Here is a 26,359-nt window from a genome sequence, read left to right on the forward strand (position 1 = left end):
TCGCGGCGCAGAAACGATGTGGAGAAAAATATGGCCGACGATATCACCGATACCAGCCAGACTGTTGCCGCCGGCCAGCTGCGTGCCTTCATCGAGCGCATAGAGCGGCTCGAGGAAGAGAAGAAGACCATTTCCGACGACATCAAGGAAGTGTTCGCCGAGGCCAAGGGCACAGGCTTCGACACCAAGGCGATGCGCACGATCATCCGGCTGCGCAAGAAGGACCAGGCCGAGCGTCAGGAAGAGGAAACCATCCTCGATCTGTATAAGGCCGCACTCGGCATGGTGTAGAGACCGTCTGGAAATTCTACTCCGGCGGCCATCTGGTGGCGTTTTCTGCGCTTCCCTAGTTCTACTGCAATGCAGTAGAACTGAGCTCACGTACTTTAAGTACGCTCCGCTCCGGTTCTCGAAACCACCACCATATGACTCGCCGGAGCGAATTTCGAAACAGTCTCCGGCCGAGCATGATGCCGGAGCGAGCATCGAGCCATGAGCGAATTCGACTTCGGCGCCCGCCGCGCCTCTGAATTCCGCCAGCGCGGCTTCTGGACGCTGTTCGCCGAGCGGCATCCGGAAGAAAGGGCTCTGATGGCGAGGCGCGGACCCTGGTTCTGGCAGCGCGGGCTGCCCGATTTCGCCTTGGTCCTTTCCATGTATGTCGCGCCGGCGCAGAGCCAGGTCGGCGTCTTCTTCGGCCGCAACGAGAAGTTCGGCGCCACGCAAGCGTTGTCGCGGTTGAAACCGTTCCAGCCTGATATCGAAGCCAGGCTGAAGCTCAGGCCGGAACAGAGTTGCGAGGATCTCGGCATCAATTCGATGTGGCGGGTGAACTGCTATGCCGAGGACAACTGGCCAGCCATGGCCGACTGGCTGGTGACCGAATGTTCGCGTTTCGAGCGCGCGGTAACCGAAGTCCTGAGGCAGGGATAGACATCCGGTGTTGCCAGAGGGTATCGGCTCCTTTTTCCGCTCACGCTGGCAAGGCCAGGTGCCGCTCGACCGGCTGTTCTGGCGCGACCTTGTTCTTGTCGGCACGGCGCTCAACGTAGCATCTCTGGTGGCCGCGATCGTCCTGCTCGGACTGAAGCTGCCGCTCGCGCTGGTTCTGGCGGTGCATTTCGCACCGGTGCCCTACAACCTCTTTCTGACCTTTTCCGTATGGCGAACCACGGAAAAGGCCGGTGGCGCCAAGGCCTCACTGATGACGCTCGGCGCCACATTATGGCTGATCCTGACGGTCGTGGTCTGAGAGCGGACACGGGCGCCCACCGCGTTCGCCGGGTTCGGCCGGGGGGCAATGAAAAGGGCGGCCGCAGCCGCCCTTTTCATTCATTCAATCGAATTTCGGTTCAGGCCGCCGGCTCGAATTTCAGCGCCACGCCGTTGATGCAATAGCGCAGGCCGGTCGGCGGCGGGCCGTCCTCGAAAACATGGCCGAGATGGCTGCCGCAGCGGGCGCAATGGCATTCGGTGCGAACCATGCCGTAGCTGCGGTCGACGGTGTTTTCGACCGAACCCTGCACCGGGTCGTTGAAGCTCGGCCAGCCGGTGCCGCTCTCGAACTTCAGCTTGGATTCAAACAAAGGCTGGTCGCAGCCGACGCAGGAAAAGGTGCCGGCGCGCTTCTCGTAGAGCAAAGCGCAACTTCCCGGCCGCTCGGTGCCGTGGCCGCGCATGACGGCATACTGCTCCGGCGTCAGCCGGGCGCGCCATTCGGCGTCGGTGCGGGTTACAGGGTAGGTGTGGGTGTCCATGTGATCTCCTCAGCCTTGCCGGCTCGCCACCACAGCGCCGCGCGCCCATCGGACGCGCAAAGGACGCTGTAGTACTTTGGTTTTGCGCATAATCCTTTCCGAACCGGAGGTTCGGGATCATGCGCGGATTGCAACCTCATATTCGCACCAAGATAGGCATTTGTTACGCGATTTGCCCGCATTTTCGATCGCGATCTTTATGCGATCGCCCTGAGATAGCGATCGACCGAAGCAGCCAACGCCGCTTTTGCGCCCCCGATGACATTCTGGTTCCACCATGCACCATAGATATGGTCGAACGCGAATGGCTCCAGTGCCGCCGCGATGCGGCGCACGGCCGCTGCATTGAGCGGAATGTAGTTCGGATAGCTGTACATGAAGCTGACATGGCGGCGCGTCGGCGTCACCTGCAAGATATCGCCGGCCAGCAAGACGTCGCCGACATCGCGTTTCCAGTGCAGCACCTGACCGCCGGCAAAGTGGCCGCCGCAGCGGATGAGCGTCAGCGAAGGGTTTATGGCCAGCGTCTCGCCTTCCCAACTGACGATCGCCTTGTGCGGTCGCATGATCCATTGGCGGTCATCGGCATGGAGATAAATCGGCACGCCGCCAAACGCCTCGCTCCAACTGGCCATCACCGAATAATAGTGGCAGTGCGAGATGGCGATCGCCGCCAGGCCACCGCGGCGGTTGATCTCGGCCACCGCCTCGTCGCTGACCATCGAAACGCAGTCCCACAGCACGTTGCCGTGCGGCGTATGCGCCAGCAGCGCCCGTTGGCCGATGGCGAAGCGCGGCTCGATGCCGAAGGCGAGAACGCCGGCATCGTCCTTCATAACAAGCCGGTGTCCTTCGGCAAGTTCCTCCGGCGTGATCCACGCTTGGCCCTCCCAGCGCACATATTGGCGCTCGTCCTCGCAGATCGGGCAATGTTCTGGCGGCGTCTCTGTCGCCGCGAACTGGACGCCGCATTGCAGGCAGAGGAAGCAGGTCATCGGATCTCCTGTCGGTCTTTCAGTGCTTTCTTGAAAGCTGCTTGGTCGCGCCCTCCAGCCCGGCCAGCGTCAGCGGGAACATGCGGCCGCCGAAAATGTCGCGGATCATCGCAACCGAATGGGTGTAGCCCCAGTTCTTGGGATTTTCGGGGTTCAGCCATACCGCGTTCGGCCATTGCTGCAGCAGACGGCCGAGCCAGACGCTGCCCGCCTCCGGATTCCAGTGCTCGACCGAACCGCCGGGGTGAGCGATCTCGTAAGGGCTCATCGAGGCGTCGCCGACGACGATCACCTTGTAGTCCGGACCGTATTTGTGAAGCAGGTCGAAGGTCGGAATCACCTCGGCATGCCTGCGGCGATTGTCCTTCCACACGCCCTCATAGAGGCAGTTGTGGAAATAGAAATATTCGAGCTGGCGGAATTCGGCGCGGGCGGCCGAGAACAGCTCCTCGACGCTTTTGATGTGGTCGTCCATCGAGCCGCCGACATCGAAGAACATCAACAGCTTCACCGCGTTGCGCCGCTCTGGCCGCGTCTGCACGTCGAGATAGCCGTGTTCGGCCGTGGCGTGAATGGTGCCGGGCAGGTCGAACTCCTCCTCGGCACCCTCGCGCACCCAGCGGCGCAGGCGCTTCAGTGCGATCTTGATGTTGCGCGTGCCGAGCTCCACGGCATCGTCGAAATTTTTGAACTCGCGCTTGTCCCAGACCTTCACCGCGCGGCGGTTGCGGCTTTCATGCTGGCCGATGCGCACGCCTTCGGGATTGTAGCCATAGGCGCCGAATGGCGAGGTTCCGCCGGTGCCGATCCATTTCGAGCCGCCCTGGTGGCGACCTTTTTGCTCCTCGAGTCGCTGTTTCAAAGTCTCCATCAGCTTTTCGAACCCGCCGAGCGCCTCGACCAGTTTTTTCTCCTCGTCGGTCAGGTGCTTTTCGGCGAGGCGGCGCAACCATTCCTCGGGGATATTGGCGACGTCCAGCGCGTCCGGTCCGCCCAGCGCTTCAATGCCCTTGAAGACATGCGCGAACACCTGGTCGAAGCGGTCGATATGGCGCTCGTCCTTCACCAGCGCCGCACGGGCGAGGTAGTAAAAACCTTCGACGTCGTAGTCGACCAGCCCGGCTTCCAGCCCTTCCAGCAGCGACAGATATTCCCTGAGCGAGACGGGAACGCGTGCAGCCTTCAGTTCAAGGAAGAAGGGGATGAACATGGCCGGTTACAGCAAATCATACTCGATGAAGCCCGTGCGGCGGGCGACGTGGTCGTAAAGCTTGCGCGCGGTGGCGTTGGTCTCGTGCGTCATCCAGTAGACATTCTTGACGCCGATCTTTGCCGCCTCTTCCTTCACTGCGTTGATAAGGGCGGCGCCGATCCCCTTGCCGCGCACATCCGGGTCGGCGAACAAATCCTGCAGATAGCAGTTGTTTTTCTCCGACCAGCCGGAGCGGTGGTACAGGTAGTGCGTGAGACCGACCGCCTTGCCGTCCAGTGTGGCGATGAAGCCTTTTGGCTCGAATTCGCCCGGAGTGAACAGCCGCTTCCAGGTGATGGCGTAGACCTCTTCCGGCAGCTTCGTCTCATAGAAGGTGAGATAGTCGGTCCACAGGCGCCGCCAATCGGCGTGGTCGGACTGCGCGAGCGGGCGGACGATTATCTCGGACATTTCGTTCCCTCTGAAGTCTGGAACCCGATCCATACCAATAGAATCGGGATCAGGAACACCCTTGCCTATTCGGCAGGCGAATTATATTCGCGAAAAGCGGTCGCGAGCATGTGCAGCGCCTCCCGCGCCCGCGGCGGCAGAGCGTGCGACTGCAAAACGATCTCGGACGGGGGAATTGGTGGCAGGCCGAGTTTGCGGCCCACCTCGATCAAGCCCGGGGGCACAACCCGGTAAGCGAGGGCGGAAAGGGCAAAGCCCGCCGATACCGCGATGTTGACGGCAGCGCCGCCGCCGCCGACGAAAGCCTCATTCCAGGCGATGCCTGCCCGGTCCAGCGCCTCGACCGCTCTCATACGGTCCGGGCAATTGCATCTGGTGCTTAAAAGAGCCAGGCGCAGGGGCATGCCTTGTCGCCATTCGAAGCCAGGTGCCGCGAACCAGCCATAGTGGGTGCGCGACAAAGCTTCACCGCGTCGACTGTCATCTTCCTGGTGCACAATCACCGCATCGAGTTCGCCGCGATCGAAAGCTTCTTCCAGCATGGAGCTGGTATCGATCCGTATGTTGAGCGCGAGCGACGGATCGTGGGCATGAAGCTGGGCGATCAGCGTGGAAAGCTCAGGCCCCGCGACATGATCGACGAAGCCGAGCGCAAGCCGACATGGCGCCGCGGAAAATTCCGCGACGGCGCGTTCATGGGCGGCAAGGAATTCGCGGGCCACGGGCAGGAAGACAGCCCCCCTTTCCGACAGTGCCACGCGGCGCGGGGTTCGTTCGATCAAACGTGCGCCGAGCTTTTCCTCGAGCCGCCGCAACTTGACGCTGATCGTCGCCTGGGTGCTGCCAAGTGCTGCAGCCGCCCGGGTGAAGCTCTGCAGGTCGGCCACCATGACGAAAGTGCGCACGGCATCGACATCGAGACTGGCCATCTCCGGCATTCCATTTTGTTATCTCTGAAATAGAAATGCATAGTCTTTTTTCATGGTCAAGCCTCGTCTATGTCATCTCGACCGCAGTTTGAAGAGCCAGCCCGGTTCCAGAATGCTTCGACAGAAAGTGATCGACATGACGTTTCAAATCGACCGAAACACCGTTGCGCTTGCCGGGGCCTGCCTTGCCTCGCTGCTGTTCGGCCTCGAAATCTCCAGCGTCCCGGTGATCCTTCCGAAACTGGAAAGCGTGCTCGCCGCCGACTTCAAGGATCTGCAATGGATCATGAACGCCTACACCATTGCCTGCACCACGGTGCTGATGGCGACAGGAACGCTGGCTGACCGCTTCGGCCGCAAACGGGTGATGGTGATCGCCACCATCGCCTTCGGCCTGGCCTCACTGCTGTGCGGCCTCGCGCCGAGCGCTTCGCTCCTCATCATTGCACGCTTCCTGCAAGGCCTGGCGGGAGGGGCGATGTTCACTTGCAGCGTGGCCGTCTTGTCCCACCAGTTTCAGGACGGCAGCGAACGCGGCAAGGCTTTTGTGGCCTGGAGCGTCGTCTCGGGGATCGGGCTTGGCTTTGGTCCCGCCATCGGTGGATTGATCGTCGCGTTCTCGAGCTGGCAGTGGGTGTTCCTCATCCATGTGCCGCTTGCCATCCTTGCGCTGGTCTTCATCGGTGCCGGTGTCACCGAATCACGCGACCACAAAGCCCAGAAGCTTGACCGTGCCGGTATCCTGACGCTCTCGTTCGCGGTGTTCGGCTTCTCCTATCTGATCACGCAAGGGGCCGATCTCGGCTCTGGCGCCCGCATCGGCGTAGCAAGTGCTGCCGTGCTGGCCTTCGCCGCGTTCCTCGTTGCCGAGAAGATCAGCCCCTACCCGATGTTCGATTTCTCGGTGTTCCGGATCCGTCAATTTTCGGGAGCGATCATGGGCGGCATCGGCATGAATTTCAGTTATTGGCCGTTCATCATCTATCTGCCGATCTATTTTTCGGGTGTGCTCGGCTACGACAGCACCACGACCGGCCTGCTGCTGCTCGTCTACACGCTTCCCCTGATGCTGATGTCCTCGACCGCCGAGCGCCTGCGCGCCCGCTATCAGGCGCGGGTGGCGATCCCGCTCGGGTTGCTGACATTTGGGGTCGGCTTTATCGCCATGAGGATAGGTTCGAGCCTTGAGGGAGCCAGCTGGCTGACCATGCTGCCCGGTACGCTGATCGCCGGTATCGGTATCGGCCTCACCAACTCACCGACCACCAACACCACGACGGGTTCGGTGTCGCCGGATCGCGCCGGCATGGCTTCGGGCATCGATATCAGCGCGCGGCTGATCACGCTCGCCATCAACATCGCGGTGCTGGGCCTGCTGTTGACGCAGGGAATTGCTTCCTATCTCAAAACCGCATTGGGCACGGCCCTTGACCCGGACGAATTGCGCGCGTTGGCGGAAAAGATCGCCACCGGAAATCTCGATGGCCTCTCGCAATATTCGCCCAGGCTGGCGACCCTCGACCCGTCCGGCGCGCTTGCGCATGCCGCCTTGGTCAACGGTTTTGGCTGGGTGATGCTCTATAGCGGGATCGGCGTTCTTGCCCTTGCCGTCATCAGCTTCGTCGTCTTCGGCCCCAGAAACGTCGCGCCGCAAGAGGCAAGGGACCGTCATCGTGCTCAGGGCGCAAGCGAAGCTCGATCATAGCCAGTGCCCGGCGCCTCACCCTTGCCTGCGCGCCATGAAGGCAAGCCGCTCGAACAGATGGACATCCTGTTCGTTCTTCAACAATGCGCCATGCAGCTTGGGCAACGCGTTCTTCGGGTCGGCGCGCAGATCCTCGGGCGCGATATCGTCGGCGACCAGCAGGCGGATCCAGTCGAGCGCCTCGGAGGTCGACGGTTTTTTCTTCAGCCCCGGCACTTCGCGGATCTCGTAGAACTGGGTGAGGGCTGCCCGAACCAGGTTCTGCTTGATGCCGGGATAGTGGACGTCGACGATTCTGTGCAGCGTGTCGACGTCGGGAAAGCGGATGTAATGGAAGAAGCAGCGGCGCAGGAACGCGTCCGGCAACTCCTTCTCGTTGTTGGAGGTGATGATGACGATCGGCCTGACGGCGGCGCGGATGGTTTCGCCGGTCTCGTAGACGAAGAACTCCATCCGATCGAGTTCCTGCAGGAGATCGTTTGGGAATTCGATGTCGGCCTTGTCGATCTCGTCGATCAAGAGCACGACCTTCCTGCCGGCGGCGAAAGCCTCCCAGAGTTTGCCGCGCTTGATGTAGTTCCTGATGTCGTTAAAGCGCTCGTCGCCCAACTGGCTGTCGCGCAGCCGCGAGACGGCATCATATTCATACAGGCCCTGCTGCGCCCGCGTCGTCGACTTGACGTGCCATTCGATGAGGTCGAGGCCGAGTGCAGCCGCCACCTGGCGGGCCAGTTCCGTCTTGCCGGTGCCGGGCTCGCCCTTGACCAGCAAGGGCCGCTCCAGCGCGATCGCCGCATTGACGGCCACCATCAGATCCTTGTCGGCGACATAGGCCGCCGTGCCTTCGAAACGCATTCTTGCTCCTCGGTTGGTCATCGCGACCGTAAGGACGAGGCCGTGCCTGTGCAAGGGTGAGGTGTTGGCGGCGCGAGGGCCTGAACCCAACACGGAAAGAGTGCCCGTCTCACTGGCGCTTAGCCGGCCGGCAGCCTATATTGGGCGGGACGGTCTGTGCTTCACGGCAGGAGAACATTTTCCCCGGGGCCTTAACGATCCTTAGGGAGCTGTCCCTGGGAAGACCCGTGGGTTTTCTCACACGGCGCCCACCTACTTTGTAGGTTCCCGGGATCGCTCTCTCCACCGGTTGTGTGGATCGTCACTTATTGCCACGCGTCCCGCATTTCGGTGGATGATTGCGGTGGAAAACGTCGCTCCCAACACTCCATCCAGATCTGACCTTTTCTACCCTGACTGCATGACCTCTCTCAAAGACCTCAAAAAGCAGCTTCGCCGCGAGGCCCTCGGACGCCGCGATGCGCTCGACGAATTCTGGCGGGTGGAGGTCGCGCTTGAAATGGCAGAGACGGCACGCGATCATCTCCATGTCGAGCCGGGCCAGATCGTTTCCGGCTTCTGGCCGATGCGCTCGGAAGTCGACGTCAGGCCGCTGATGTTTGCCTTGCGCGAAAGGGGCGCGCGGCTTTGCCTGCCGGCCATTCTCGACAAAACCACGATCGTCTTTCGCGAACTGGTGCGCGGCGTGCCGATGGTCGAGATGGGTTTCGGCACGGTCGGCCCGCATGAAGAAGCAGAAGTGCTCGACCCCTCGGTGATGCTGGTGCCGCTCGCCGCCTTCGATGCGCGCGGCCATCGCATCGGCTATGGTGCAGGCTATTACGACCGCGCCATCGCCAAGCTGATCGACAAGGGACAGCCGCCGCGGCTGGTCGGCATCGCCTTCGACTGCCAGGAGGTGGCAATGGTGCCGGATGAGGAACATGACGTCGTCATTCCGGAAATACTGACCGAGAGCGGGTTGCGCCGCTTCGCGTCAAAATTGTAGATAAAAGGACGCATGATCTTTCACAGACGTCATGCAGCTTTTGCTTCGCTGACCTTCGGTGCGGGATCATATGAGACTTCTCTTCCTCGGTGACATGGTTGGAAAGACAGGACGGACGGCGGTGTGGGAACAGCTGCCCGGCTTGATCTCCGACTTCAAACTCGATTTCGTCATCGTCAACGGTGAGAACGCCGCCGGCGGCTTCGGCATCACCGAAGATATCTTTCGCGAGACGATCGCGGCCGGTGCGGATGTCGTCACAACCGGCAACCATGTCTGGGACCAGCGCGACGCACTCGCCTTCGCGCCGCGCGAAGAGCGCTTCCTGCGCCCCTCGAACTTTCCCAAGGGCACGCCCGGGCGCGGCTCCGGCGTCTACATCGCCAGGAGCGGCGCGCGCGTGCTGGTCGCCAACATCATGGGCCGGGTGTTCATGCATCCCGAACTCGACGATCCCTTCCAGGCCGGCGAACGCGAGCTTGCCGCCTGTCCGCTCGGCGAGCAGGCGGATGCCGTGATCATCGACTTCCACGCCGAGGCGACCTCGGAAAAGATGTGCTTCGCGCATTTCGTCGACGGCCGTGCCAGCCTCGTCGTCGGCACCCATACCCACCAGCCGACCGGCGATCACCAGATCCTCAATGGCGGCACCGGTTATATGTCCGACGCCGGCATGTGCGGCGACTATGATTCCTCGCTCGGCATGGACAAGGAGGAGCCGCTCAACCGGTTCCTGTCGAAAGTGCCGAAAGGCCGCTTCGAAGCGGCGACCGGACCGGCGACCTTGTGCGGCGTCGGCGTCGATATTTCCGACCGCACCGGGCTGACCGAGCGGATCGCGCCGTTTCGTCGCGGCCCGCGGCTGGAGGAAACCGCACCGTCCTTCTGGTCATGACATTGATATAGGCACGCTTAGTACCTAACTGCCGGCGACACTGCTCTAGATCGTTAAAAGAGGGGACGACCTCCATGCAGCTCATCGAATTCCTGGCGCCGCATTTTCAATTTGTGTCCGATCCAACCGCCTGGGTCGCGCTGCTGACGCTGATTGTGCTCGAGGTCGTGCTCGGCATCGACAATCTGATCTTCATCTCGATCCTGACCAACAAGCTGCCGGAAGCACAACGGGCCCGCGCCCGCCGGCTCGGCATCTCGGCGGCGCTGATCATGCGGCTGGTGCTACTGGCCACCATTTCGATCATCGTCCAGCTGACCACACCGGTGTTCACGGCCTTCGGCCACGGTTTTTCCTGGCGCGACCTGATCCTGATCGCCGGCGGCCTGTTCCTGGTCTGGAAGGCGACCAAGGAGATCCATCACACGGTCGATCCCGACGACCACAAGGATACGATGATGGGCGAGACGCTGCAGATCAGCCTCGCCGGCGCGATCTTCCAGATCCTGCTGCTCGACCTGGTCTTCTCGATCGATTCGATCATCACCGCCGTCGGCATGACCGACGAGATCGCCATCATGTACATCGCCGTGATCGTGGCGGTCAGCGTGATGATGCTGGCGGCCGGGCCGCTGGCCAACTTCATCGCCAAGAACCCGAGCATTGTCATGCTGGCGCTGGGCTTCCTTTTGATGATCGGCATGACACTGATCGCCGACGGCATGGGCTACCATGTGCCCAAGGGCTACATCTATGCGGCGATGGGCTTTTCGGCATTGGTCGAGGGGCTCAACATGCTGGCGCGGCGACGCAAGAAGCCGGGCGGCGGGCATTGAGGCATGAGCAGCAGGGACCTTAGCCAGGATCAGCGCGATCAGTTGGCCAAGCTGGCTGAATTGCCTGAGCGAGATCGATATCTTGGACATTCCGGAAGCTCCGGCCGAGAATTGGGCTCAAGCTCGTCGTGAGCAGGAAAAGCGGCGATCCCAAGCCCGCCGGTTCAGTTAGCCGGCACGCCCTTCGGGTGACGGTCGCCGATCAGGCCGAGCGTCAGGCCTTGTTCCAGCCACGCCTTGGCACCGGCCAGCACCAGCGTGAAGCCGCCGGTTGAGCCGACGGCCTCTTTCACCTGCCCGTCGCCATCGCCGGCGAAGCCAAAATTGCGAACCTCGAGAAAAGTTGTCTCGCCAGGCATTTCGGTGAAAGTCCAGACCACGGTGGTCGGTGGATCGCTCCACTGCATGACGATCTTTTCGTTCGGAACGATCTCGCCGACGTCGACCGTCGTCGAGACGCCGTACATGCGCCATTCCCAGTGGATCTGCTCGCCGCTGTCCAGCCGGCCGCTGCCATGGGTAAACCAGAATTTTGTGGTGATGGCCGGGTCGATGAAGGCCTCGAACACTTCGGCGACAGACCGCCGGATCAGCATGCCGGCTTCGGCGGTCGGTTTTTCGTGGATGTCCATGGAATGCTCCTAATGGTCAGATATTGGTCTCGTTGGCGGGTTCGCCTTTCATCTCGCTGCGGTAGTAGCCGTCGCGCAAATTGATGCCGTACTCGACATAGGCCTTCATGCAGGCCAGCATCTGCGACCAGCCCTCGCAATTGAGGTAGGACTTCTTCAGGCCGACCGCGCCTTCCTGCCAGCCGCTCTCGGCGATGGTGACGAAGGTGCCGCCATCGTCCAGTGGTTCGAAGTTCATCTCGATGCGGGTTTTGTAGGCCGGCTTGCCGTCCTCATCGGTGGCATCCCAGCGCAGCACGATGCGGCGGTCCTTGACCACTTCGTCGACCTCAACCGGCACCTTGCCCCACCAGACGACGCCGGCGCCGGCTTCCAGCGGGGCGCTGGCGCCGCCGATCGTGGTGAAATAGCCGCTCAGTTTCTTCGGATTGGCGACTGCGTCGAAGACGTCGGCGACCGGCTTGCTGATGCGTCCGGAAACACTGAATCCAAGTGACATACCCACAGCTCCTTCCCTTGATCGGTTCAACAATATGTTATATAAACATAACATGTCAAGCCGATCGCAAGACGACAATGTTTTCAAGGCGCTGGCGCATCCGCGCCGGCGTGAAATACTGGATCAGCTGAAGGACGCGCCGAAGACGACCGGCACGCTGTGCGAGGCCTTTCCCGATATCGATCGCTGCACGGTCATGCTGCATCTGAAGGTGCTGGAGGAGGCCGACCTGATCGTTGCGCGGCGCGACGGCCGCGAGCGCTGGAACCATCTCAACGCGCTGCCGATCAAGCAGATCCACGACCGCTGGATCAGCCAGTATGCCGGCCATGCGCTCAGCATCATCGACCGACTGAAGTCGGACCTCGAGGCGTGAGCCGCCGCAGCAGGTCACGTCTTGCGCCGCATGCGCGGTGCGGCTGGACGAATTGAGCCGATTTATCTATAAGCCGGCCATTCCGACAGAGAACGCCGTGCTTCCAAGAGGTGCACCTGGGACGCTCTGAAATTTTGAATTCGAGCATTGCGGAAGACGAGGTCAGATCACTTCGCTTCGCGATGCTCTAGCCGAGAAGACGACAGGGGTGCCATGGCTGGCCATTCACAGTTCAAGAACATCATGCACCGCAAGGGCCGCCAGGATGCGGTGCGGTCTAAAATGTTTTCCAAGCTGGCGCGCGAAATCACCGTCGCCGCTAAAAGCGGGACGCCCGATCCATCGATGAACCCGCGCTTGCGGCTGGCGATCCAGAACGCCAAGGCGGTGTCGATGCCGAAGGACAACATCCAGCGCGCCGTCAACAAGGCCTCGATGGGCGATGCCGAGAATTACGAAGCCGTGCGCTATGAGGGCTATGGCCCGGGCGGCGTCGCCGTCATTGTCGAGGCGCTGACCGACAACCGCAACCGCTCGGCGTCCAATGTGCGTGCTGCCTTCACCAAGGCCGGCGGCGCGATGGGGGAAACGGGCTCGGTTTCCTTCATGTGGGACCGCGTCGGCGAGATCTATTATCCGGCATCGGCCGGCAGCGCCGACAAGGTCATGGAAGCGGCAATCGAAGCCGGCGCCGACGACGTGGAAACCGACGAGGAAGGCCACACCATCTATTGCGCCTTCGAGAATCTCGGTGAGGTGTCGAAGGCTCTGGAAACCTCGCTCGGCGAGGCAGAATCGGTGAAGCTGATCTGGCGGCCGCAGAACAACGTTCCGGTCGACGAGGAGCGGGCACAGTCGCTGATGAAACTGGTCGCCACGCTCGAGGACGACGACGACGTGCAGAGCGTCTACGCCAACTTCGAAGTCGACGACGAGACCATGGCCAAGCTCAGCGCGGCATGAGCGGAGCTCAGCCCGGCATGAGCGAAAGCGTGCTCCCCGCCATCCGCATCAGCTACTGCACGCAGTCCCAGTGGCTGTTGCGCGCCGGCTGGATGGCGCAGGAGCTGCTGTCGACCTTCGGCACGGACCTTGGCGAAGTAACGCTAGTGCCGGGCACCGGCGGCATCTTCACCATTTCCTGCAATGACGTGCTTGTCTGGGATCGCAAGCGCGACGGCGGTTTTCCGGACGCGGCCAAGCTGAAGCAACTGGTCCGCGATGTCATTGATCCGGACCGCGACCTCGGTCATTCCGATCGGAAGACAAAGGCGTAGAGGCCGCCGCTGCCGTCACTTGCGTCGCCACGCTCCGAAGGCGGCGCCAATCGCAATACCCACGGCGACGCCCATCGGAAGGTCATCCAGAGCGGTGCCGACCGCGGCACCGACACCAACGCCGATCGCCATGCCGAAGGACATATTCGAATATTGATCCTTCATCGGCGGCTCCATCCATCCTTTTCAACGCGCGGCGAACCAGAAGGATGCCAGCGCGGCTATGCCGCTGATGGTGCGGACATGGTTCCACATCACCCATTCGTCGAGGTAGCGCGTCCACAGGCTTGCGCCATTGCTGCTGGCCGGATCGAGGGCGGCGAGCGCATCGTTGAGCGGGACGTTGAAGATCATCGTCACCACCACGATGCCGATGAGATAGAGCAGGCTGCCGGCAACCAGCCAGAGCGAGCCTGGCTGGTTCCAGCCGATCACCGCACCGATGGCGACAACGATGCAGACGAGAGCCGTGCCGAACAGCGCTGTCATGAACAGCGGCGTCACCGCTGTGACGTTGATGGAATTCATCGCGGCAATGCCGCTTGCGGCTGGCATGCGGGCGAGGCCCGGCATGACGAAGCTGGAGAAAGCAAAGAAGACGCCGCCGACGACGCCTGAGCCAAGTGCGGCAATGAAGATGAGAGTGGGAAGAAGTTTCGCGATCATGTCAGTTGCTCCAGATGCCCATTGTGCTTTCCTCCGCATAAACGTGATTAATCCTCACATTTGCAAAACGTGATAAACCCTCGTATTTTTCGAGTCAAGTGAGTGTGGCGGCATTTGGAGTCAGGTATGGAAGACGCGGCAACCCCCGTTTCCGCACAGAAGCAGGCTGCTTCACCGCGTCGGGCGCCGAGCCAGCAGCGCAGCCGCGAGCGGGTCGAGCGCATGCTGGCGGCTGCCTCGGCGCTGATCGCCGAGCAAGGCAGCGATGCCATGCGCATGGGTGAGGTGGCGGAGCGCGCTGGGGTGTCGATCGGGTCGCTCTATCAGTTCTTTCCGGACAAGCGGGCGATCATCTGGGCGCTGGCCGAGCGCTACACCGCCGAAAGCCAGTCCTGCATTTCGGCAGCACTGGCTGGCATCAGCGACGCCGAAGGCCTGCAGTCCGCGTTTTCAGAGTTGGTCGACATCTATTACCGGCTGTTCCTGGCCGAGCCGGTGATCCGCGACATCTGGTCGGGCACGCAGGCTGACAAGGCGCTGCGCCAGCTCGAACTCGCCGACAGCCGTGCCAACGCCGAATTCCTCAGCGCGGTGCTGAAACGGCTGCGGCCGGCAGCCGATCCGGCGACACTGGAAACCACGGCGTTTCTGGTCTGGCAGATGGGCGAGGCCGCCATGCGGCTGGCGATCTCGGTTGAGCGGCAGGAGGGCGACAGGCTGGTCGCCGCCTACAAGCGCATGGCGTTAAGGGAATTGCTGGCCGAGTAGGACCGCGCCGCAACAAAAAACCCGCCACAAGGGCGGGTTTTCGATCTGAGAAAGCTCGTTTGGCTTAAGTTCTTACTTGATGCAAGTCGTTATCCCAAAACCGCTTCGCACTTTTGGGCGACATACAATTAGATGCCGAAACCTTCGAAACGCTTCTTGAACTTCGACAGGCGGCCGCCGCGGTCGAGCAGGGTCTGCTGGCCGCCGGTCCAGGCCGGGTGGGTGGTCGGGTCGATATCGAGGTTCATCGTATCGCCTTCCTTGCCCCAGGTCGAACGGGTCGTGTATTCGGTGCCGTCGGTCATGACGACCTTGATGGTGTGGTAATCGGGATGGATGTCGGTCTTCATGGTTCGGTTCCTGGCTTGCCGGCGCTGCCGACGGGCATAAGCCTGCGTCGATGCGCCCCTTTTTAAAACTCGAAGCCGCAGCTATTGAGGAGCCACGGCTTCTAAAACGGTCGGCGAGCCTATACATCAGCCGGAATTGAATCACAAGGCCGCGGCAAGCGCATATTGAGGCGCAGACCCCAAGGACGGCTGGAGGAAACATCGGGATGGCGCAAATCACCAGCGCAGACGAGCGCCGGCGTTCGCTCAAGCCGCTCAGGCGCCTGTTCCCCTACATCACGCACTACCGCACGCTGGTCGTCGGCGCCATTATCTCGCTGGTTATCGCGGCGGCAACCACGCTGGCGCTGCCGCTGGCGGTGCGTCGCATGATCGATCATGGCTTCTCGTCGTCCAGCACGACCTTCATTGCCGAATATTTCGCAGCGCTGGTGGCTATGGCCGCCCTGCTGGCGGCAGCATCGGCCGGCCGCTACTATTTCGTCATCATGCTGGGCGAGCGCGTCGTCGCCGATATCAGGCGCGATGTGTTTGCCCATGTGACGACGCTGTCGCCTGCCTTCTTCGACACCGCCCAGTCGGGCGAGATCGTGTCGCGGCTTGCCGCCGACACGACGCAGGTCAAGTCGGCGGTCGGAGCGACGGCCTCGGTGGCGCTGCGCAATGTCATCCTCGGCCTTGGCGCGGTGGGGATGATGGTCATCACCAGCCCGAAACTGTCCGGCCTGGTCATCGCGGCAATACCCGTGATCGTGCTGCCGCTGGTCGCCTTCGGCCGTTCGGTGCGGCGCAAATCACGCCAGGCGCAGGATACGCTGGCCGATGCCACCGCCTATGCCAGCGAGCAGATCGGCGCGGTGCGCACGCTGCAGGCCTTCACCAATGAGAAGCTGGTCACCGGGCATTTCTCGGCTGCGGTGGAAGCTGCTTTCGAGGCGGCACGCTCCTCGATCTTCGCGCGCTCCTTCTTAACCTTCTTCGCCATTTTCACCATCTTCTCGTCCGTCGTGGCGGTGCTGTGGTTCGGCTCGCGCGACGTGCTCGAAGGCTCGATATCGCCAGGCACGCTCGGCCAGTTCCTGCTCTATTCGGTGTTCGCCGCCGGCGCGCTGGGCGCGCTGTCGGAAGTGTGGGGCGAACTTGCGCAAGCGGCGGGTGCTGCCGAACGGCTGACCGAGATCCTGGCCGAGAAGCCGGCGATCCAGGCTCCCGCCGATCCGAAGCCGCTGCCGGCCGTCGCCAAGGGCGCGATCGTCTTCGACAATATCTCCTTCTCCTACCCGGCAAGGCCCGACCGCGCCGCCGTGCACGGCTTAAGCTTTCAGGTCATGCCGGGCGAGACGGTGGCGATCGTCGGGCCGTCAGGGGCCGGCAAGAGCACGGTGTTTTCGCTGATCCTGCGTTTTTACGATCCCGAAACAGGCAAGATCCTGATCGACGGCGTCGATGTGCGCGAGGCCGACCCCGTTTCGGTCCGCCAGCGCATCGCCATCGTGCCGCAGGACGTCACCATTTTCGCGGCAAGCGCGCGTGACAATATCGGTTTCGGCCGGCCGGGAGCCAGCAAGGCCGAAATCGAGACGGCGGCGAAGGATGCACTTGCCGATGAATTCATCCTCAAGCTGGAAAAAGGCTATGACAGCCAAGTCGGCGAGCGCGGCGTGACGCTGTCAGGCGGTCAGCGCCAGCGGGTTGCGATCGCCCGTGCCATCTTGCGCGACGCGCCGATCCTGTTGCTCGACGAGGCCACCTCGGCACTCGACGCCGAAAGCGAAACGCTGGTGCAGACGGCATTGGAACGGCTGATGCAGGGCCGCACCACGATCGTCATCGCCCACCGCCTGGCAACGGTGCTGAAGGCCGACAGGATCCTGGTCATGGATGGCGGCTCGATCGTCGAGGAAGGCACGCATCAGAGCCTTGTCGCCAAGGGCGGCATCTATGCGCGGCTGGCCAAGCTGCAGTTTGAAACCGGCGCCAGTGCTTTCAGGGGCGCGGCGGAGTAGGCAGATCTGCCGCTGTGGCGACAGCCGCTATGCGGCTCCATAGCGCTGCTTCAGATGGTTCACGAAATAGGTAGCATTGAGCTTTTCGCCGGTGGCGCGTTCGAGCAGGTCCGGCGTCGACCAGCGTGACCCCTGTGACCAGATTTTTTGGCGGCGCCAGTCGTTGATCGCCTCGAAATTGCCTTTGGCGAGATCCTCGTCGGCGGCAAGATGCTCCCGCGTCAGCGCCGCCCATTGCTGTGCCGCCATCATCGCGCCAAGCGTGTAGGAGGGGAAGTAGCCGAAAGCTGCCCCTGGCCAATGCACGTCCTGCATTGGCCCGTCGGCTGGGTTGTCGATGGTGGAAAGGCCGAGGTAGTCGCGCATCTTGGCGTCCCAGGCTTCGGGCAGATCGGCCACCTCCAGCCGGCCCGAGACGAGTTCCTGTTCCAGTTCGTAGCGCAGGATGACATGCAGGGGATAGGTCACCTCGTCGGCATCGACCCGGATCAGGCCGCGTCCGACGCGATGCACGTGCGGCAGGATGTCGTCGAGCGACCAGGCTTCGCCGAGATGCTTTTCAACCACTGGCAGCGCCCAGCGCCAGAAGGCCGGGTTGCGGCCTAGCTGCTTCTCGACGAACAGGCTCTGGCTTTCATGCACGGCCATGCCGCGCGCTTTGCCGAGCGGCCAGTGCGACCATGTCTTGGGCAGGTTCTGTTCGTAGAGCGCATGGCCGGTCTCGTGCAGCACGCCCATCAGCGCCGACAGGAAGTCGGAGGTCTTGTAGCGGGTGGTGATACGCACGTCGCTCGGCACGCCGCCGCAGAAAGGGTGGTGCGACACCGACAGCGACCCATGCGTCAGGTCGAAGCCGACTGCCGACATCATGGCAAGGCCGAGCTCGCGCTGCCGATCGATCGCATAGGTGCCCGAAAGCGGCTTCAGCGGGCGCTTGCGCTGCCGTGCATCCTGGATCGCCAGCGCCTCCGGCACGAAACTTTTCAGAAAAGCCTTCAGGTCGGTGAACACAGGCGTGATGTCGGCGGTGCGGTTGCCGGGGTCGTACTGCTCCATCAGCGCGTCATAGGGGGCCAGGCCGAGCACATCGGCACGCAGCGCCGCCTCCTCGCGCACCAGCGCCACGACGCCCTCCAGCGCCGGCTGGAAGCCTGCCCAGTCGTTCTTGGCGCGCAGGCCGCGCCACAGCTGCTCGCAACGCATGCGCGCGGTCGTCTGGCGTTCGACGAATTCGACCGGCAGGCAGGTCAGGTTGGTGTATTGCCGCCGCAGTTCCGAGACGGCGGCGCGCTGCTCCTCGCCCAGCGCTTCCTGTTCGGCCGCGGCGATCCAGTCTGCTATCTCGGGCGCCGTTGCCCTGGTGTGATACATGCCGGCCAGTGCCGACATCGCCTCGGCACGCTTCTCGCCGCCGCCGACGGCCATGTGCGTGGCCTCATCGGCACCGAGGATGGCCAGCGCATGCTCGAGCGCTTCGAGCTTGTGACCGAGGTCGTCGAGTTTCTGAAAGGACATGGCGACTTCCGTGATTGGGACGCGCGAAAAGACACCAACGCAAAAGCGTTGGCAACCCTCGGATGCCGTCCGGCAAATGCACCTTGCGCAGGCGAGGCCGCGCATGAAATGCTGCCGGCAACACATCAAGGGGGAAAAAATGATCGGCAACATCCTGGTCGGGCTGGTGGCCTTGATCCATGCCTACATCGTCTATCTGGAGATGGTGCTGTGGGACACGCCGCGCGGGCACAAGGCTTTCAACCTGACCCCGGAATTCGCCAGTGCCTCGAAAGTGCTCGCGGCCAATCAGGGACTCTATAACGGGTTCCTCGCCGCCGGGCTGATCTGGGGGCTATACCTTGGTGCGGCCGGTTTCCAGGTCAAGGTCTTCTTTCTGGCTTGCGTGGCCATTGCCGGCCTCTATGGCGCGGCAACGGTCGGGCGCAAGATCCTGTTCATCCAGACCGTGCCGGCGGTGATCGCCCTGATCGCGGTATTGCTCGGCTGGTAAAAAGGACGCCCGCGGGATCGCTCTCGAAGGCGCCAGGCGGTTCCTTCCTCTTGGACCGTTTCGGGCGCTATGGCCTCAGCCGTTCGGGTAATTGCCGCCGTCGGCGCCGTCGCCGATCATGAAGCCGCTGCCGATGTCGATCATCAGCCGCTGGTCGACATTGTCGAGACGGCGCAGCAGATCATGGTATTGCGCGGCCGGTATCCTGCCGTGATCGGAGGCGGCGACTTTCTCTGCCGCCTGACTGATGTGGGCCGTGCGCATTTCCAGGCGTTCCGCCACAGCCGGGGTGATGTTGTTGGCCTGTCTTGCGTCCACGATGCCCTGCCGGACGCCCTGCACCTGTTGGATAAGCGCCTCGACACGCGGGCCAGTCATATCGGTTGGATCGGTCGCGTCGAGAGCGCCCTTGTGATGGCCCGCGGCATAGGCGCCGGCAAGCGGAACGGCGATGAGGAGCGCCGTGAGTGTTGCAGTTCTAAGCGAGGTCTTGGGAGTGAAAGAGCGCATCACGCGTCTCCTCTTGTAGAGGGAGGCGGCGGTTGTCCGCCTGCCTTCCAGCCTTGGGCCGTCCGGTTCCGTCGCGTCGCGATGAGGGGGATTCATCGCCGGCGGTTCTCGGCCCGGGCGGCAGGCTAGGACCGCCCTGCGATAATGTGTAATTAAAAAAAGATAATCTTTTCAGGCCTTGCCGGCCTCCATCTGCGCCCTAGGGTTGAGCCGGCGAACAAGTTCGCGTGATTTTGGATCAACGTTCGGTGAGCTTCAGTTCAATACGGCGGTTCTTGTTGCGCGCCTCTTCGGTGTCGGCGGGATCGAGCGGCTGGAACTCACCGAAGCCTGCCGCGACCAGGCGGTTGGCCGGCACGCCGTTCTCGATCAGAAATTTCACCACCGAGGTCGAACGCGCCGTCGACAGTTCCCAATTGTCGCGGTAGCGGCCGGTGCCGGAGAGCGGCTTGTTGTCGGTATGGCCGTCGACGCGCAGCACCCAGTTGATCTCGGGCGGGATTTCCTTCTGCAACTCGATGATGGCGTCGGCGAGTTTCTTCATCTCGACCTTGCCGGCATCGTTGATCACCTCGGAGCCGGTCGGGAACAGCACTTCCGACTGGAAGACGAAGCGGTCGCCGACGATGCGGATGTTCTCGCGGTCGGCGAGGATTTCGCGCAAACGGCCGAAGAAGTCGGAGCGGTAGCGGTTCAACTCCTGCACGCGCTGCGCCAGCGCGACGTTGAGGCGGCGGCCGAGATCGGCGATCTTGGTGTTGGAATCGCGGTCGCGGATTTCGGAGACGTTGAGCGCATCCTCGAGCGCGCCGATCTGCTTGCGCAGTGCCGCGATCTGCTGGTTGAGGATCTCGACCTGGCTCAGCGCCTGCTGGCTGATCTGGCGCTGGCTGTCGAGTTCGCCGCCGAGCGCCGCTGCACGCTGATTGGCGGCGTCGCCGGCACCGGCACCTTGCGCCAGCAACTGTTCGAGCCGGCTCTTTTCCGCTTGCGCGGCCGACAGCGACGCCTGCAGATTGGCCAGGGAATCATCCTTGTCCTGCGCCGTCGAGCGCTCCAGCGCCAGCAGTTGGGTCAGTTCGTTGATCTGCGAGTTGAGGCGCGAGAGCGCCGTATCCTTGCCGGAGATTTCGCGTCCCAGCAGGAACTGCGCCAGCACGAAGACCGTGAGCAGGAACATGATCGCCAAAAGCAGCGTCGACAGCGCGTCGACGAAGCCCGGCCAATAGTCGATGCGGCGATCGGTGCGCCGGCCCCTGGCGAGCGCCACTTCAGTGCACTCCGGGCTTCTTCAGGGCATCGGCGATCTTTTCCAGCGTGTTGCGCATCGCCTTCTGCTCGTCGGACTGGGCCTCGACCCAGTCGCGCATGATCTGCTGTTCCGAGCGCATATTCTTGACCAGGCCGGAAATGCCGTCGGCGAGATTGGCCATGGCGGTGGCGACGCGCGGGTTGGAGCCGCCGCCATTCTCCTGCATCGAGCGCAGCCGTTCCGACAGCACCCGGATCTCGTCGGAGGATTCGGTTTTGGCCGGGTCGGCGACGACGATGTCCGACGACAGGTCGGTGACCGAGGAAAGCCAGTTTTCCAGTTCGGTGTAGAAGCGCGTCTGGGCGCGGCCGGCCTGCAGGTCGAGGAAGCCGAGCACCAGCGAGCCGGAGAGGCCGAACAGCGAGGACGAGAAGGCGGTGCCCATGCCGGCCAGCGGCGCCGAAAGCCCCTGCTTCAGGGAATCGAGCACCGCGGCGGCGTCACCGGTGCCGGGATCGAGCGATTCGATGGTTTCGCGGATCGAGCCGATGGTGTTCAACAGTCCCCAGAAGGTGCCGAGCAGGCCGAGGAACACCAGCAGGCCGACGAGATAGCGCGAGGTGTCGCGGCTTTCGTCGAGGCGCGTGGCGATGGAATCGAGCATGGTGCGCATCGAACTGGTCGAGAAGGCCATCGCCGAGGAACGGCCGATCATCGCCTTCATTGGCGCCAGCAGCACCGGTTCGGTCGTCTCCGAGCCGGCACGGAAGGAGTTGACCCAGCGCACTTCGCGAAACAGTCGCCCGACCTGGGCGAAGGCCAAAAGGATGCCGACCACCAGCACGCCGACGATCAGGCCATTGAGGCCGGGATTGCTGCCAAAGGCGGTTGAGATCTGTCGGGTGAGGATGGCGGCGATGAAGGCGACGATGACCAGGAAGATCACCATGGTCAGCAGAAAGACCTGCGGGCTCGATAATTTATGCGGGTCGTAGATCAGGACATCAGAACGTCTGCCCATGCCGAAGGATCTGAGAAAAGCCATCCGTGCCCCGTTTCCGATGCCGCCGCCGATCACGTAAACCGCGACTCTAAACGGAATTGTGACCAAATTGAATGGCGCTTGGCAATATTGCCGCGTCGATAGTGTCAGAGGCGATTGATGACCAGACAGTCGACCATGGCGGCCAGATGCAGGCTGGCGCCGGTGACGACGAAACCGTGCCACAGCGCATTGTGGAAGCGCAGCCCCTTCCAGGCGAAGAAGATGACGCCGCAGGAGTAGACGATGCCGCCGGCAACGATCAGCGCTATCGATGTCGTCGGCAGCGTCTGGACAAGCGGCTTGACCAGGATGATGCCGCTCCAGCCAATGGCCAGATAGAAGCCGATCGCCAGCCGGTCGAAACGGCCGGGAAAAAGCACCTTGATGGCAATGCCCAGCGCTGCCGCGGTCCAGACCAGCACGATCATCCAGCGCGCCAGCGGCGAGCCTTCGAGCTGCGCCAGGAAAGGCGTATAGGTCGCGGCGATCAGCAGATAGATCGCGGCGTGGTCGAAACGCCGCAACACCCATTTTGCCGGCGACGAGACCGGCCACAGATTGTAGGTCATCGACACCGAGAGCACGGTGAGCAGCGAAACCACGTAGAAGGCGGCGGCGATGTATTCGCCGGGTCCGACACGAAACGCCGCCAGCGCCAGCAGCGCGGAACCGGCCGATATCGCCAGCACGATGCCGACCGCGTGGACGATACCGTCAGCGATCATCTCGGCACGCGAATAGTGCCAGCGTCCGATGAACGGGATATCGGGGTAGGGTTCGTTGTCTCTCACTAAGCCGGGTTCCTGCGCCGCGCCCTCCAATCTGGGCGCTCGCCGGGCAGTATTTCAAGCTTCCGTTGCGGTTTTGCGACTGCGGCGCATCAGCGCGGCGGTTTGTCGGCGCGGCTTGCCTGTCAACGAGAGGAGAGCGGCTTCTTCACGACCTTGAGCAAAGCGCGCTGGATGATCTCGTTGCCGGCGACGACCGAACCGTTGTCGAGCATGTCCTGGCCGCCATCCATGTCGGAGACGAAGCCGCCCGCCTCGCGGATCAAAAGCAGCCCGGCGGCGATATCCCAGGCAGACAGGCCGGTTTCCCAGAAGCCATCCATGCGGCCGGCAGCGACATAGGCGAGATCGAGCGATGCGGAGCCGAGGCGGCGGACGCCGGAAACCTCGGCCATGACGTTGCGCAGCTCGACGAGGAAATTGCCGTGGTGGCCGCGGCCGAGATGCGGCATGCCGCAGCCGATGACCGTGTCGACCAGCTTGATGCGGCCGGCGACGCGCAAGCGGCGGTCGTTCATGAAGGCGCCGCCGCCGCGTTCGCAGGTGTAGAGTTCGTCCATCGCCGGATTGTAGATGACGCCGGCAACGATCTGGCCCTGGCGCTCCAGCGCGATCGAAACGGCAAAGAGCGGAATGCCGTGCAGGAAATTGGTGGTGCCGTCGAGCGGGTCGACGATCCAGCGATGCTGGCCGTCGTCGCCTTCGACCACGCCGCGCTCCTCCATCAGGAAGGAATAGCCGGGCCGTGCCTTGGACAGTTCGGCGAAGACGATGTCCTCGGCCTTGCGGTCGGCCTGGCTGACATAGTCGCCGGGGCCCTTCATCGAGACCTGCAGGTTCTGCACTTCGCCGAAGTCGCGCGACAGCGAGCGGCCGGCCTTCATTGCGGCCTGGACCATGACGTTGAGAAGGGCTGAGCGTGCCATAGTGCTTTTTCCCGGTGCTGCGCTTTAAATTCTGCCTCGATGCATGTCGGTGACCCGGAACCGGGCCACTTTTGGGTGACATGCGTCAGTCGGCGCGGCGCACGTAAGTGATTTCGTTGGTGTCGACGATGATGCGTTCGCCGGCGCCGATGAAGGGCGGCACCAGGACGCGGATGCCGTTCTCCAGGATCGCCGGCTTGTAGGACGATGCCGCCGTCTGGCCCTTCACCACCGGGTCGGCCTCGGTGATGGTCAGCGTCACATAGTCGGGCAGCGAAATGCCGATCGGCCGCTCTTCGTAGAGCTGGACCGTTACCATCATGCCGTCCTGCAGGAAGGCGGCGCGATCGCCGACGAAGTCCTTGTTCAATTCGAGCTGCTCGTAGCTCTGGGTATCCATGAACACCAGGGCGTCTTCCTGCGCGTAGAGGAAGGAAAAATCCTTCAGGTCGAGCCGGATCTGTTCGACCGTCTCGGCCGAGCGGAAGCGCTCGTTGAGCTTGGTGCCGTTGATGAGATTCTTCAGTTCGACCTGATTGTAGGCGCCGCCCTTGCCAGGCTTGACGGTGTTGGTCCTGACCGCCACCCAAAGGCCGCCATCATGCTCGATGACATAGCCGGGACGGATTTCGTTGCCATTGATCTTGGCCATGATGAGATGATCCGGAATGATGCCTACGGCCACGCCGTCGGTAAGGGATATTCGCTGGGAAAGCGATTTCGGGCTCCCAAGACCACAAATCGCCAGAAGAGGCAAGGGAGCGGGCAGGTTGGTGCCAGGCGAGGGGAGCCGAGGTGACACTCGCAATGACCGCGCGGGCTGCCGTCAAGGCAGCCGGTTGGCCTTCTGCAGCGCCTGCTTGGTTTGGTCGTCGTCCAGCCCCTGCAGGAAGTCGTCCATCTGCGGATCGATGAGGCCGGCGCGGCGGGCAATGATGTACCAGGCACCGGCAAGGACCAGGTCCGGATCGGTGCCGATGCCTTGCATATAGAGCTTGGCCAGGCGGTTCTGGGCGGCAACATTGCCGCCCTCCGCCGCCTGCTTCATCCAGCCGAAGGCGGATTTCAGGTCGCGCGCACCGCCGCGGCCTTCGATCATCCAGGCGGCGAGATCGATTTGCGCGGTGTCGTAGTTCTGCCTTGCGGCCTGAGCCAGCAGGCGCCTTGCCTGGGCATCGTCGCGTGGCTTGCCGCCGACACCGTTGGCGTAGATCTGCGACATTGCATATTGCGCGTCCGCGAGGCCGGTCGCAGCGGCGCGTTCATAGTAGGAGACCGCCTTGGCCATACCGGCGTCGCCGGGGTCCTGCTGGACCAGCATCTGCGCGAAATTGAATTGCGCCAGCCGGTTGCCGGCTTCGGCTGCGGCCTGCATCAGGGCGTAGGCCTCTTTTCCATCCTTTTTGACATAGCGGCCGTCGAGCAGCATCAGCGCATACTGGAACTGCGATTCCGGCACACCCTGTTCGGCGGCCAAGGCGTACCATTTCGCCGCCTGCGCCGAATTGACCGGTACACCGAGACCTCGCGACAGGATCTCGGCCACCAGGGTCTGCGCCGCCGGGTCGCCGTTTTGCGCCCGGACCAATGCCAGATTGTAAGCTGTCTTGTAGAGGCCGCGCTGAAAGGCGCCATAGGCCGCGTCGGCGGGTTTTGCGCCGAAGCGGTCGGGATTGACGGCGTCGGCCGACGGCAGCGGCGCAGGTTCGGCCGTGGTGGCGGGCTGCGGCAACGGCTTGTCGATCGGCTTATCGGTGTGGACGCCGATTTCCGGCTTGGGCTGCGGCAAGGGGATGGTCTCCGCGGCCGCCGCCTGGACCATCAGCACCGCAAGCAGAGCCTGGAGGGGAAGCGTCGCCGATGACATTTCAGTCCTCGAAGCGCGGCGCAGTCTCGTCGAGCAGCGCGTTGGCGGTGGCGACCGCTGTCCTGGGGTCGGTGCCGTCGGCGAACACGCCGATCGACAGCGCCACGAATTCAGCGCCGGTGGCGCCCACGGCTTCGACCGAGGCGATGTCGGATCCGGCCATGACGATGCAAGGGATCTGGATCATGTCCGCCCACCATGCGCCGAGCGACAGGTTGCGCGGGTGCGGTTCGGGCTTGTTGTCGTAGCCGAAGCGGCCGAAGAAAATGTAGTCTGGCCGCGTCTCGCCAAGCTCGAGCGCGTCGTCACGCGTCTTGGCGCCTCCGGTGCCGACCATCATCTTTGCCTGGAAATGCTCGATCGTCTCGGCGAGTTCGGCCTTGGAGACTTCGACATGGATGCCGTCGGCCTGGACGCGGCCGGCTATGCGGGTGTCGCCGGCGATGATGACAGCAACGCCGGCGGCTTGCGCTGCCGGCACGATCCGTTCGGCGAAAGCCTGGAACGAGGCTTCATCCATGCCGTTCTCGGGCAGGATCAGCGAAGCGACATCGCCACCATCGAATGCCGTGACAATACGGGCCGCCGGCACGCCGGGCGGCGCGATCAGCACGATGCGACAGCGATTGGGGGGCGTTGCTTCATTCATGGTTCTTCGGGTCCCGCGTTTCGCCTATGCCGGGCGAAGATGGTTGGATTGCGGCATAGAGCAAAGTGCCCGCCTTGAACAGGCGGGCAGCCGGGATCGCGATGTTTGATCCGCCGG

The 26,359-nt window shown here is 62.8% G+C and carries 33 protein-coding genes and 1 other RNA gene; 14 read left to right on the forward strand and 20 right to left on the reverse strand.

The genetic code is table 11. The features are described 5' to 3' along the window. Nucleotides 1-30: 30 nt before the first annotated feature. The 3 genes from AC0L2D_RS21285 to AC0L2D_RS21295 all read left to right on the forward strand — a co-directional run bounded on the left by AC0L2D_RS21285 (nt 31) and on the right by AC0L2D_RS21295 (nt 1,252). Entirely contained in the window at nt 31-291 is a 261-nt protein-coding gene (locus AC0L2D_RS21285; protein WP_013529099.1) for a DUF2312 domain-containing protein, read from the forward strand. Between the two features lie 201 nt (nt 292-492). Further along, nucleotides 493-933 (forward strand): hypothetical protein, encoded by a 441-nt coding sequence (locus AC0L2D_RS21290; protein ID WP_473542271.1) that lies wholly within the window; start codon nt 493-495, stop codon nt 931-933. A gap of 7 nt (nt 934-940) precedes the next feature. Beyond that, entirely contained in the window at nt 941-1,252 is a 312-nt protein-coding gene (locus AC0L2D_RS21295) for a hypothetical protein (protein WP_024502896.1), read from the forward strand. 100 nt (nt 1,253-1,352) lie between these two features. Here AC0L2D_RS21295 and msrB read toward each other — a convergent pair whose 3' ends face one another. From msrB to AC0L2D_RS21320, 5 genes are all read right to left on the reverse strand, one after another. After that, entirely contained in the window at nt 1,353-1,757 is a 405-nt protein-coding gene (msrB, locus tag AC0L2D_RS21300) for a peptide-methionine (R)-S-oxide reductase MsrB (RefSeq protein ID WP_275954405.1), read from the reverse strand. Between the two features lie 197 nt (nt 1,758-1,954). After that, nucleotides 1,955-2,752 carry an MBL fold metallo-hydrolase gene (locus AC0L2D_RS21305; protein WP_473542274.1) on the reverse strand — a complete coding sequence of 266 codons (798 nt, stop codon included), beginning with the start codon at nt 2,750-2,752 and terminating at the stop codon, nt 1,955-1,957. A gap of 19 nt (nt 2,753-2,771) precedes the next feature. Beyond that, nucleotides 2,772-3,962, reverse strand: coding sequence for a vWA domain-containing protein (locus tag AC0L2D_RS21310; protein ID WP_473542276.1), 1,191 nt, complete (start codon nt 3,960-3,962; stop codon nt 2,772-2,774). Nucleotides 3,963-3,968: 6 nt separating this feature from the next. Further along, the gene (locus AC0L2D_RS21315) at nt 3,969-4,415 is read right to left on the reverse strand and encodes a GNAT family N-acetyltransferase (protein WP_027162544.1); all 447 of its coding nucleotides are present in this window, start codon (nt 4,413-4,415) and stop codon (nt 3,969-3,971) included. Between the two features lie 65 nt (nt 4,416-4,480). Further along, a complete protein-coding gene (locus tag AC0L2D_RS21320; RefSeq protein ID WP_473542278.1) occupies nt 4,481-5,344 on the reverse strand; it encodes a LysR family transcriptional regulator in 864 nt (287 codons plus the stop codon). A 136-nt stretch (nt 5,345-5,480) separates the two neighbouring features. Here AC0L2D_RS21320 and AC0L2D_RS21325 point away from each other — a divergent pair, with 136 nt between their 5' ends. Further along, nucleotides 5,481-7,049, forward strand: a complete 1,569-nt coding sequence (locus AC0L2D_RS21325) for an MFS transporter (RefSeq protein WP_473542280.1) — start codon at nt 5,481-5,483, stop codon at nt 7,047-7,049. Nucleotides 7,050-7,064: 15 nt separating this feature from the next. On the opposite strand, the gene AC0L2D_RS21330 is transcribed toward AC0L2D_RS21325, so the two are convergent. Next, nucleotides 7,065-7,904, reverse strand: coding sequence for an AAA family ATPase (locus AC0L2D_RS21330; protein WP_013529106.1), 840 nt, complete (start codon nt 7,902-7,904; stop codon nt 7,065-7,067). 148 nt (nt 7,905-8,052) lie between these two features. On the opposite strand from AC0L2D_RS21330, the gene ssrS reads away from it, so the two are divergent. From ssrS to AC0L2D_RS21350, 4 genes are all read left to right on the forward strand, one after another. After that, nucleotides 8,053-8,208, forward strand: a non-coding RNA gene (gene ssrS, locus AC0L2D_RS21335) — 6S RNA. A 96-nt stretch (nt 8,209-8,304) separates the two neighbouring features. Then, nucleotides 8,305-8,892, forward strand: a complete 588-nt coding sequence (locus AC0L2D_RS21340) for a 5-formyltetrahydrofolate cyclo-ligase (protein ID WP_013529107.1) — start codon at nt 8,305-8,307, stop codon at nt 8,890-8,892. A gap of 70 nt (nt 8,893-8,962) precedes the next feature. Then, the gene (locus AC0L2D_RS21345) at nt 8,963-9,787 is read left to right on the forward strand and encodes a TIGR00282 family metallophosphoesterase (RefSeq protein ID WP_024502904.1); all 825 of its coding nucleotides are present in this window, start codon (nt 8,963-8,965) and stop codon (nt 9,785-9,787) included. A gap of 74 nt (nt 9,788-9,861) precedes the next feature. Beyond that, nucleotides 9,862-10,623 (forward strand): TerC family protein, encoded by a 762-nt coding sequence (locus tag AC0L2D_RS21350; RefSeq protein ID WP_013529109.1) that lies wholly within the window; start codon nt 9,862-9,864, stop codon nt 10,621-10,623. A 164-nt stretch (nt 10,624-10,787) separates the two neighbouring features. On the opposite strand, the gene AC0L2D_RS21355 is transcribed toward AC0L2D_RS21350, so the two are convergent. Then, on the reverse strand, nt 10,788-11,255 hold the full coding sequence (locus tag AC0L2D_RS21355; RefSeq protein ID WP_473542283.1) for an SRPBCC family protein: 468 nt from the start codon (nt 11,253-11,255) through the stop codon (nt 10,788-10,790). Nucleotides 11,256-11,271: 16 nt separating this feature from the next. Further along, nucleotides 11,272-11,754, reverse strand: coding sequence for an SRPBCC domain-containing protein (locus tag AC0L2D_RS21360; protein WP_473542285.1), 483 nt, complete (start codon nt 11,752-11,754; stop codon nt 11,272-11,274). Between the two features lie 52 nt (nt 11,755-11,806). On the opposite strand from AC0L2D_RS21360, the gene AC0L2D_RS21365 reads away from it, so the two are divergent. The 3 genes from AC0L2D_RS21365 (at nt 11,807) to AC0L2D_RS21375 (ending at nt 13,407) form a co-directional block, all read left to right on the forward strand. Next, nucleotides 11,807-12,130 (forward strand): ArsR/SmtB family transcription factor, encoded by a 324-nt coding sequence (locus tag AC0L2D_RS21365; protein ID WP_127369215.1) that lies wholly within the window; start codon nt 11,807-11,809, stop codon nt 12,128-12,130. A 213-nt stretch (nt 12,131-12,343) separates the two neighbouring features. Continuing rightward, on the forward strand, nt 12,344-13,093 hold the full coding sequence (locus tag AC0L2D_RS21370) for a YebC/PmpR family DNA-binding transcriptional regulator (RefSeq protein ID WP_013529113.1): 750 nt from the start codon (nt 12,344-12,346) through the stop codon (nt 13,091-13,093). A gap of 17 nt (nt 13,094-13,110) precedes the next feature. Then, nucleotides 13,111-13,407: an Rdx family protein gene (locus AC0L2D_RS21375; RefSeq protein ID WP_473542288.1), complete on the forward strand. Its 297-nt coding sequence runs from the start codon at nt 13,111-13,113 to the stop codon at nt 13,405-13,407. Nucleotides 13,408-13,422: 15 nt separating this feature from the next. Here AC0L2D_RS21375 and AC0L2D_RS21380 read toward each other — a convergent pair whose 3' ends face one another. Together AC0L2D_RS21380 and AC0L2D_RS21385 are read right to left on the reverse strand one after the other, a co-directional pair. Next, the gene (locus AC0L2D_RS21380) at nt 13,423-13,572 is read right to left on the reverse strand and encodes a glycine zipper domain-containing protein (protein ID WP_473542290.1); all 150 of its coding nucleotides are present in this window, start codon (nt 13,570-13,572) and stop codon (nt 13,423-13,425) included. Between the two features lie 21 nt (nt 13,573-13,593). Further along, on the reverse strand, nt 13,594-14,073 hold the full coding sequence (locus AC0L2D_RS21385) for an anthrone oxygenase family protein (RefSeq protein ID WP_275954397.1): 480 nt from the start codon (nt 14,071-14,073) through the stop codon (nt 13,594-13,596). A 126-nt stretch (nt 14,074-14,199) separates the two neighbouring features. Here AC0L2D_RS21385 and AC0L2D_RS21390 point away from each other — a divergent pair, with 126 nt between their 5' ends. Beyond that, nucleotides 14,200-14,841, forward strand: coding sequence for a TetR/AcrR family transcriptional regulator (locus AC0L2D_RS21390; protein WP_024502910.1), 642 nt, complete (start codon nt 14,200-14,202; stop codon nt 14,839-14,841). Between the two features lie 128 nt (nt 14,842-14,969). On the opposite strand, the gene rpmE is transcribed toward AC0L2D_RS21390, so the two are convergent. Then, nucleotides 14,970-15,191, reverse strand: a complete 222-nt coding sequence (gene rpmE, locus AC0L2D_RS21395; RefSeq protein WP_013529118.1) for a 50S ribosomal protein L31 — start codon at nt 15,189-15,191, stop codon at nt 14,970-14,972. A 206-nt stretch (nt 15,192-15,397) separates the two neighbouring features. Here rpmE and AC0L2D_RS21400 point away from each other — a divergent pair, with 206 nt between their 5' ends. Then, nucleotides 15,398-17,197, forward strand: coding sequence for an ABC transporter transmembrane domain-containing protein (locus AC0L2D_RS21400; RefSeq protein ID WP_473542292.1), 1,800 nt, complete (start codon nt 15,398-15,400; stop codon nt 17,195-17,197). A 27-nt stretch (nt 17,198-17,224) separates the two neighbouring features. Here the strand turns inward: AC0L2D_RS21400 and AC0L2D_RS21405 are convergent, their stop codons facing one another. Further along, complete coding sequence (locus AC0L2D_RS21405; protein WP_473542294.1) at nt 17,225-18,712, reverse strand: carboxypeptidase M32; 1,488 nt, start codon at nt 18,710-18,712, stop codon at nt 17,225-17,227. A gap of 139 nt (nt 18,713-18,851) precedes the next feature. On the opposite strand from AC0L2D_RS21405, the gene AC0L2D_RS21410 reads away from it, so the two are divergent. Beyond that, a complete protein-coding gene (locus AC0L2D_RS21410; protein WP_063169204.1) occupies nt 18,852-19,205 on the forward strand; it encodes a DUF1304 domain-containing protein in 354 nt (117 codons plus the stop codon). Nucleotides 19,206-19,280: 75 nt separating this feature from the next. On the opposite strand, the gene AC0L2D_RS21415 is transcribed toward AC0L2D_RS21410, so the two are convergent. From AC0L2D_RS21415 to AC0L2D_RS21450, 8 genes are all read right to left on the reverse strand, one after another. Continuing rightward, nucleotides 19,281-19,715, reverse strand: a complete 435-nt coding sequence (locus AC0L2D_RS21415; protein WP_473542297.1) for a hypothetical protein — start codon at nt 19,713-19,715, stop codon at nt 19,281-19,283. A 238-nt stretch (nt 19,716-19,953) separates the two neighbouring features. Then, nucleotides 19,954-20,985, reverse strand: coding sequence for a peptidoglycan -binding protein (locus AC0L2D_RS21420; RefSeq protein WP_063173252.1), 1,032 nt, complete (start codon nt 20,983-20,985; stop codon nt 19,954-19,956). A gap of 1 nt (nt 20,986) precedes the next feature. Beyond that, complete coding sequence (locus AC0L2D_RS21425) at nt 20,987-22,012, reverse strand: MotA/TolQ/ExbB proton channel family protein (RefSeq protein WP_013529124.1); 1,026 nt, start codon at nt 22,010-22,012, stop codon at nt 20,987-20,989. A gap of 104 nt (nt 22,013-22,116) precedes the next feature. Further along, complete coding sequence (gene trhA / locus AC0L2D_RS21430) at nt 22,117-22,803, reverse strand: PAQR family membrane homeostasis protein TrhA (RefSeq protein WP_473542299.1); 687 nt, start codon at nt 22,801-22,803, stop codon at nt 22,117-22,119. 122 nt (nt 22,804-22,925) lie between these two features. Further along, on the reverse strand, nt 22,926-23,726 hold the full coding sequence (locus AC0L2D_RS21435; RefSeq protein WP_013529126.1) for an inositol monophosphatase family protein: 801 nt from the start codon (nt 23,724-23,726) through the stop codon (nt 22,926-22,928). Between the two features lie 85 nt (nt 23,727-23,811). Next, nucleotides 23,812-24,378 (reverse strand): elongation factor P, encoded by a 567-nt coding sequence (gene efp, locus AC0L2D_RS21440; RefSeq protein ID WP_013529127.1) that lies wholly within the window; start codon nt 24,376-24,378, stop codon nt 23,812-23,814. A 174-nt stretch (nt 24,379-24,552) separates the two neighbouring features. Beyond that, the gene (locus AC0L2D_RS21445) at nt 24,553-25,593 is read right to left on the reverse strand and encodes a tetratricopeptide repeat protein (RefSeq protein ID WP_013529128.1); all 1,041 of its coding nucleotides are present in this window, start codon (nt 25,591-25,593) and stop codon (nt 24,553-24,555) included. Between the two features lies 1 nt (nt 25,594). Further along, entirely contained in the window at nt 25,595-26,242 is a 648-nt protein-coding gene (locus AC0L2D_RS21450; protein ID WP_473542301.1) for a thiamine phosphate synthase, read from the reverse strand. Nucleotides 26,243-26,359 lie beyond the last annotated feature (117 nt).

Source organism: Mesorhizobium sp. WSM4833, from assembly GCF_055811095.1.